This is a genomic window from Acetobacter papayae JCM 25143 (assembly GCF_000613285.1).
Lineage (GTDB): Bacteria > Pseudomonadota > Alphaproteobacteria > Acetobacterales > Acetobacteraceae > Acetobacter > Acetobacter papayae.
Window position 1 is genome coordinate 1 of the sequence record NZ_BAIN01000091.1, and the last position, 7,862, is coordinate 7,862.

Below are 7,862 nucleotides of genomic sequence, written 5' to 3' on the forward strand. Positions count from 1 at the left end.
TAAGCTCGGCCTCGTCCAGCGCGCCAATCGGCAGGATGCGCGGCAACAGCATGGCCCCGCCATCCATCCGGCGCAGAAAGGCCTCGGTCAAAGCGCGGGCGGCCCGGCGGCCCGGCAGGACAATCAGCCCTTCCCCCATGGTCTCGCGGTCATACCCGGCAGCCTGCATCCAGCGCGCGGCCAACTGATCCAGAAAAGGCAGATGCGCGGGAATACTCAGCAGCCGGGGCTCTGCGTCCTCCCTATTATAAAAGGACATAAGATCGGGCGTATTGTCCCGCCATGCTTCTGGGTTCCCACCATGCGGGGGCATCAGCCGTGCGCTCCATCCGGGCCGGGCGGAGCAGGCTCAAAACCCGCAGCCGTTAAAGACCGGACATCGAACCGCTCGGGCCAGCCTTGCAGATGGGCCACCCGCGTACCATCAGGCCGGACATCCAGCGTTACATGCAGTGCATCGGGCGGGGTCATGTCTTCCAGCCGCTCGGGCCATTCCACCAGCACCAGCCCGTCGCGCGCATCATCCCAGCCCAGTTCGTCCAACTCATCCGGCCCGCCAAGCCGCCACAGGTCGAAATGATGCACGGTGCAGGACGGTGCCGCATAAGGCTGCACCAGAGTATAAGTAGGGCTTGGAACCTCCAGCGCTGCATCCTGACAGAAGGCGCGCAGGAAGGCTCTGGCCAGCACGCTCTTGCCTGCCCCCAGCGGGCCGGACAGCAGAATGGCGTCTCCCGCCCCGGCCTGCCGCGCCAGAAAGGCCGCCAGTGCCCGTGTGGTCTCTTCCGTTTCCAGAATAATCATGTGCTCACCCGCCAACCCGGACGGCTGGCGTTCATCCGGCCTGATCAGTCCAGACTGAAGCGCCATGCCCAGCCTCTTTCAAAGCGGTTCTGCCACACGGGGTCAATGGCCATACAACCTATGAGAGCGCGACAAAAATGGCACGCAGGACAGGTTTGCCACAAAAAAAACCATTTCCAACGCAACCCACGCGCGAACCATGCGTCACCGCTCCTGTAGATATCAGAGACTAAACCGCTTCACTGCGGAAAACTGCAACGATCGAGGTTCTCATGCGGCTGACAAGACCACAACCAGAAGGATATGAATTATGGGGTCCAGCTTCCCGAAAGGACGCGTTACGCTATAATTTCTCTAGCCATTTGCAACCATAGGGTGCAAAAAATTAATTGCCGCTTTTCTATGAGGTGCAACCATGCGCATTCTGTTCGTCGAGGATCATTTCGCCTCCAGCCGCGCCATTCTATCAACACTCAAGAAAGTTGGTCTGAGTTGCGATCTGGCGCGTTCGGGGCAGAACGCCCTGGAGCTGCTCCGCAATTACGATTACGGCCTTGCATCATCAGCCAGCGCCTGCCCGGTCTGGACGGCTTTGCAATCCTGACCGCCCTGCGTTCGCTCAAGATCACGACGCCGGTCATTATTCTTTCAGGTATTGATACAGCCGAAACCAAGCTCCGCGCCTTTGCGCTGGGTGCGGATGACTTCATGCGCCAGCCGCCGGACATGGCCGAGCTTGTGGCGCGTATTCAAGCAATCCTGCGCCGTTCGAACGGTTTTGCTCACCCCATCATTCAGGTGGGTGATCTCAGCCTTGATCTGAACAGCCAGTCCGTGACCGTCAAGGATCAGATCCTGCATCTGACGGGCAAGGAATTTGCCGTGCTGGAGCTGCTGGTTCTGCGCAAGGGTATCGCCCAGACCAAGGAAACCTTCCTCAACCACCTCTATGGCGGGCGGGATGAGCCGGATATCAAGATCATTGATGTCTTTGTCTGCAAGCTCCGAAAAAAGCTTGAACGCGTGGGTATCAGGAACCTGATTTCCACCGTCTGGGGCAAAGGATATATCCTGCACGAACCCCAGCCTCAGAGGCTGGCGGCTACAGTACCGCCTGTCATGCCGCTGGGCACTGTTGCCCATGCCTCTTCTCACCCTGTTCAGGCTTTGCGCGTGGTGGGTGAATAACACAACAGGCCCGCAACATGCTTGCGGGCCTTGTTCTGCTTGTCAGGCCACCCCGCCATGCCAGCCATGGGCATGCCATAATGGCCCGGCCCCCTGCCCAAAGCCGGGAGCATGGGCAATGGCGGCCTGCACATAGCGCCGGGCCTGATCCGTAGCCTCAATCAGGGAAAAACCCTGCCCAAGCCGGGTAGCCAGAGCACTGGCCAGCGTACAGCCCGTACCATGGGTATGCCGCCCCGGCAGACGCAGACCGGGAAACTCCGTCAGCCCGCTGTCATCCAGCAGAATATCCACAATGGTCTCGCCCTGCATGTGGCCGCCCTTGAGCAGCACCGCCGCACCCGTGCGCTCACGCAAGGTGCGGGCAGCCTCTTTCATATCCGCAAGGGTCACAAGCTCCCGCCCGACAAGCTGCATGGCTTCGGGCAGGTTGGGAGTCATGACGGTTGCAAGCGGCAGCAACTCACGCACGAGGCTTTCCAGTGCATCGGCCTGCAACAGCACCGCACCGCCCTTGGCCACCATAACCGGGTCCACCACAATCGGCAGGCCGGGGGTCTGGTGCCTGATGGTTGCCACCTCGTCCGCCACAGCATGGATTTCAGCCGCACCGCCCAGCATGCCGGTTTTGATCGCGTCTATGCCAATATCGTCGCGCACGCTGCGGATCTGCTGACGCACAAATTCCGGCGGCACGGGCAGGATACCCTGTACCCCCAGCGTGTTCTGGGCTGTCAGGGCTGTCAGGGCCGTCATGGCGTAGCCACCCAGCGCCGTTATGGCCTTGATATCGGCCTGAATACCGGCACCACCGCCGGAATCGCTCCCGGCAATGGACAAAACCCGCGCGCGCCGCAGGCCACCATGCCCCTGAGCAGCAGAGACGACAGCAGTATTGTCAGGAACAGCGGATGACATAGCGGGGCTTTCCATCAGTTTTTCATCAACGGCGCAGGCTAGGGCCATAACACCGGCAGGCCGGGTTCAGGCAGGGAGCGTCACCTGCTCCAGACTTTCGCACATCTGGCTGACAGCCTGCTCCACCAGCGCGCTATCTTCCGCCTCGACCATCACCCGCACCAGCGGTTCCGTGCCGCTGCGGCGTAGTACCAGACGCCCGCGCCCGGCCAGCAACTGCTCGACCTCTTTCTGGCGCTCACGCACGCTCGGCGTTTCCAGCGGGCAGGCACCCGAATAGCGCACATTGCGCAGCACCTGCGGCCAGGGTTCGAACAGACGGCAGACCTCGCTGGCCGGGCGGCCCTGCTCCACCAGAACGGCCAGCACCTGTAGCGCTGCAATCAGCCCATCGCCCGTGGTGGCAAAATCCGTCAGCACCATATGGCCCGACTGCTCGCCCCCCACATTGGCCCCGCGCTCACGCATGCGCTCAACCACGTAGCGGTCGCCCACAGCGGTGCGTTCCAGCCCGACGTTCAGGCTTTCCAGAAAACGCTCAAGCCCCAGATTGGACATGACCGTGGCCACAACAGCACCGCCCACCAACCGTCCCTCGCGCGCCCATGACTGGGCGATCAGAGCCAGAAGCTGGTCACCATCAATCAGGTGGCCGGTTTCATCGGCAATCAGCACCCGGTCCGCATCGCCATCCAGTGCGATCCCCAGATGCGCGCCGTGGCGCACCACGGCCTCGCACAACGCGGCAGGCTGGGTGGAACCGCACCCTGCATTGATGTTCACGCCATCAGGCTCGCAGCCGACACGAACCACCTCAGCCCCCAGTTCCCACAAAGCAGTAGGGGCCACGCGATAGGCCGAGCCATTGGCGCAGTCGATCACGATTTTCATGCCATCAAGCCGCAAGCCGCGCGGGAAAGACGCTTGGCACTTTCCACATACCGGCCCGCCGCGTCATTCAGGCGCGAGGCACGGCCAATCTGCTCGGGCGGGGCCAGACGGTCATGCAGGTCGGCTTCCATAAGGGATTCAATTACGGCTTCATCCTGATCGGACAACTTAAAACCATCGGGGCCGAACAGCTTGATGCCGTTATCGTAAAACGGGTTGTGCGAGGCCGAGATCATGACGCCAGATCAGCCCGGAGCGAACGGGTAAGCATGGCAATAGCCGGTGTGGGCAGTGGACCAACCAGTGTGACATCCATACCCGCGGACAAAAATCCCGAAACCAGCGCACTTTCGATCATATAGCCCGAAAGCCGCGTGTCCTTACCCAACAGCACGCTATGCCGGTGTTCGCCCCGCCGGAAGTGCAGCCCGGCTGCCTGTCCGAGTTTCTGGGCGATTTCCACCGTCATGGGGGGCTGATTGGCCTTACCCCGAATACCGTCCGTTCCGAAAAAATGCCTCATGCCGCGTGTTCCAACCCCAGCTTGCCGGGCAGGCCCGCCTGTATCGGCGCAAACCGCGCTCCGCCCTGTCCCTTCCTTTTCCTAAAACGGTTTAGCCCCCAGTGAAACCGTATCATGACGAAGAAATCACGCTTTAGGCGCATAAAGGGTCTGCCAGACCCTGACACCCTGCATCATGCCCGGCACATCATGCACCCGCAGCACGGGCTGGCCCAGCGGCATGGCCTGAAGCGACGCCGCCTGTGTGCCCGCATCACGCGCGGCGGGGGTGGCTTCGCCCGTCATATCGCCAATCATGCGCTTGCGTGAAAGAGCAAACACCACACGGCACCCCAGATTAGCCAACAAAAGGCAGCGCCGCAGCAACTCCGCGTTCTGCGCCGCCGTTTTGGCAAAACCAAAGCCGGGGTCCACCATCAGCCGCTCCCGAGCGATCCCCGCCGCCTCGGCGGCCTCTACCCGCTCGCCCAGTTCCCGCACGACCTCGCTGGCCACATCCGCATAGACAGCGTGCTGCTCCATAGTCTGAGGGGTGCCGCGCATATGCATGAGCACAATGCCGCATGTATGCCCGGCCAGCAGAGGCAGGGCCTGCGGGTCATGCTGCAGGGCCGTGACATCGTTAATCACGGCCACACCGGCCTCCAGCGCGCGTTCCATCACCAGACTGTTGCGCGTATCAACCGACAGGGCGGCCTGCGGGGTCTCCTGCCGCAGGGCCGTGATAACCGGCCCCACACGCTCCCATTCCTGAGCGGGCGTAATGACAGCCGAGCCCGGCCGCGTGCTTTCCCCACCAATATCGAGCACCCGGCACCCGGCTTCCACCATGGCCCGGCCTGCGCGCACGGCGGTCTCGCACGTGTCATGCCGCCCGCCATCGCTGAAACTGTCTGGCGTTGCGTTGAGTATGCCCATGACCTGCGCGCCTGCGGGCAGGTTTGCATCCGGCACCGGAGCAACCAGCCGCGCCAGCACGCCCTGCCAGTCCGCAGGCACATCGCTTACCGGCAGCGGGTCAGAAATCTGCGCGCCCTCAATCAGCCGGACGACTGAAAACGCAGCCGTGCCCCCCATAAGCCACAGGGCCTTGCCCTGCCTTACGGCCACCACTGCTGCATCGCCATACAGCAGGCCCATGGGTTCCACCAACCGGTGCCACTGGCCCATGTCCGTTACTCCGTTTTTTTACGCCATAAACACAATGGCCCGGCCAGCATGCTTCTGATGAAGCACCCTGACCGGGCCGATATATTTTTACTCAGTCAACCAGATAGGCCAGACCCTTACGCGGCTTTAGCCGGGCTGAGGCATGGTCTGGGAACCTTCATCCACCACGGGAGCGGATGGCGTTTCATCCCCCGCCCCAACCTGCGGCACCGAAGCGCGGCGGTTGATCGGGCCTTTTTCGTCTTCCTCAGCCCGCTCGATCGGCTGACCGCGCATGATCTGGCGGATTTCCTCGCCCGAGAGGGTTTCATATTCCAAAAGGGCGTTCGCCAGACTGTGCAGCTGATCGACATGGCCATGCAGGTAGTTGCGGGCCTGTTCGTATGCATCCTCGATCAGACGACGGATTTCCTCGTCGATCTCGCGTGCCGTTTCCTCGGAGAAGTTACGGCTCTGGCCGCCGAAAAAGCCACCGCCCTGATCGTCATCCACATAGGCGATCATGCCCAGCTTTTCGCTCATGCCCCATTCGGTCACCATGCTGCGGGCAACGCGGGTGGCCATTTTGATGTCACCCATCGCGCCGTTGCAGATGTTGTCCTTACCGTAAACCACTTCCTCCGCCACGCGGCCGCCCATGGCGACCACCAGATGGGCAATGGCGTTGTTGCGGCTCATGGACAGGCGGTCATCCTCAGGCAGACGCATGACCATACCCAGCGCCCGACCACGCGGAATAATGGTGGCCTTGTGGATAGGCTCGCTCTCGGGCACCAGCACGGCAGTAATGGCGTGCCCGGCCTCATGATAGGCGGTGCGCTTCTTTTCCTCATCGCTCATGACCAGCGAGCGACGCTCGACACCCATGAGCACCTTGTCCTTGGCGTTTTCAAACTCACGCATGGACACGGTGCGCCGCCCCAGACGGGCCGCCGACAGTGCAGCCTCGTTAATCAGGTTGGCCAGATCAGCCCCGGAGAAACCGGGCGTGCCACGGGCAATGATACGCGGGTCAACATCAGCCGCCAGCGGCACCTTGCGCATATGCACACGCAGGATTTTCTCGCGCCCCGAAACATCGGGGTTAGGCACCACCACCTGCCGGTCGAACCGGCCGGGGCGCAGCAATGCGGGGTCGAGCACATCCGGGCGGTTGGTGGCGGCAATCAGGATCACGCCCTCATTGCTTTCAAAACCGTCCATCTCCACCAGCATCTGGTTGAGGGTCTGCTCGCGCTCGTCGTTACCGCCGCCCATGCCCGCACCACGATGGCGGCCCACGGCGTCGATTTCGTCGATAAAGATAATGCACGGGGCGGCTTTCTTGCCCTGCTCGAACATATCGCGCACGCGCGAGGCACCAACGCCCACGAACATCTCCACAAAATCCGAACCGGAAATAGTGAAGAACGGCACATTGGCTTCGCCAGCAATGGCGCGGGCCAGCAGGGTCTTACCCGTGCCGGGCGGGCCAACCAGCAGCACGCCCTTGGGAATTTTGCCGCCAAGGCGGGTGAATTTCTGCGGGTCTTTCAGAAAATCGACGATTTCCTGAAGCTCGGCCTTGGGCTCGTCAATACCGGCCACGTCGTCAAACGTTACGCGGCCATGTTTTTCGGTCAGCATTTTGGCGCGTGACTTGCCAAACCCCATGGCGCGGCCACCGGCACCCTGCATCTGGCGCATCATGAACAGCCATGCGGCCACCAGCAGCAGAATGGGCAGCGCGTTCAGGAAATAGCGCAGCAGCGGGCTGCCATCCTGATCGAGCGGCTTGGCCGAGACCTCAACCCCCTTGCTCACCAGATGCGAGACAAGCGAGGGATCATCCGGCGCGTAGCTTTCAAACGCCGTGCCATCCTTGAGCGTGCCGGAAATATTGTGGTTCTGCATCACCACCGAGCGCACATGCCCTGCATCCACATCCGCAACAAAGTCGGAATAGGCGAGCTGCTGCGCGGCGTGCTGAGCACTTCCGGGCTGGAACATGTTCACAAGCAGGAGGAGCACCAGAATGATGCTGACCCACAGCGCCAGATTGCGGCCTAAATTATTCATCGTGCCCGAGTATCCATAGTTCTAGAGCGAGAGCGCGCCCTGTGCTGTATCTTGCCCGCCCATGCTCAGAAAAAGCAACCTCTCCTCCCTGTAAATGGGTACGAACGCCGCCATTCCTAGGGCCATGGGCAAATATTATACCCCTCATCACCAGACAGACAGCCATATAACCCGCCGCCGCTGAGGGATGCGGGCGGGGTAAAACAGAACCGCGCGCCCGCCCAGATCGGCTCCGGCCCGGCATTTTTCAACCCGGCAGGCCCCGACACACCGCCCTGCGACTCACCGGCTTGCGGCTCCACCCGGCTTC

The 7,862-nt window shown here is 61.8% G+C and carries 6 protein-coding genes and 2 pseudogenes; 1 reads left to right on the forward strand and 7 read right to left on the reverse strand.

Annotated features, from left to right (window positions below; translation table 11 throughout):
• Positions 1-259 (reverse strand): hypothetical protein (locus JCM25143_RS19845; protein WP_148300146.1); only part of this gene is annotated, 259 nt, incomplete at its 3' end.
• A 53-nt stretch (positions 260-312) separates the two neighbouring features.
• Positions 313-804, reverse strand: coding sequence for a tRNA (adenosine(37)-N6)-threonylcarbamoyltransferase complex ATPase subunit type 1 TsaE (gene tsaE / locus JCM25143_RS19850; RefSeq protein WP_081773598.1), 492 nt, complete (start codon positions 802-804; stop codon positions 313-315).
• A gap of 415 nt (positions 805-1,219) precedes the next feature.
• On the opposite strand from tsaE, the pseudogene JCM25143_RS19855 reads away from it, so the two are divergent.
• Positions 1,220-1,992 (forward strand): annotated as a pseudogene (locus JCM25143_RS19855) (response regulator transcription factor).
• Between the two features lie 42 nt (positions 1,993-2,034).
• On the opposite strand, the gene thiD reads toward JCM25143_RS19855, so the two are convergent.
• The 5 genes and pseudogenes from thiD to JCM25143_RS24375 all read right to left on the reverse strand — a co-directional run.
• Positions 2,035-2,958 (reverse strand): bifunctional hydroxymethylpyrimidine kinase/phosphomethylpyrimidine kinase, encoded by a 924-nt coding sequence (thiD, locus tag JCM25143_RS13690; protein WP_234395298.1) that lies wholly within the window; start codon positions 2,956-2,958, stop codon positions 2,035-2,037.
• An 18-nt stretch (positions 2,959-2,976) separates the two neighbouring features.
• A pseudogene (gene glmM, locus JCM25143_RS19860) lies at positions 2,977-4,324 on the reverse strand (phosphoglucosamine mutase).
• Between the two features lie 126 nt (positions 4,325-4,450).
• On the reverse strand, positions 4,451-5,494 hold the full coding sequence (gene folP / locus JCM25143_RS13705) for a dihydropteroate synthase (protein ID WP_025861614.1): 1,044 nt from the start codon (positions 5,492-5,494) through the stop codon (positions 4,451-4,453).
• Between the two features lie 126 nt (positions 5,495-5,620).
• Positions 5,621-7,552 (reverse strand): ATP-dependent zinc metalloprotease FtsH, encoded by a 1,932-nt coding sequence (gene ftsH, locus JCM25143_RS13710; RefSeq protein ID WP_025861615.1) that lies wholly within the window; start codon positions 7,550-7,552, stop codon positions 5,621-5,623.
• A gap of 116 nt (positions 7,553-7,668) precedes the next feature.
• The coding region (locus JCM25143_RS24375; protein ID WP_234395300.1) for a hypothetical protein at positions 7,669-7,862 on the reverse strand (194 nt) is incomplete at its 5' end.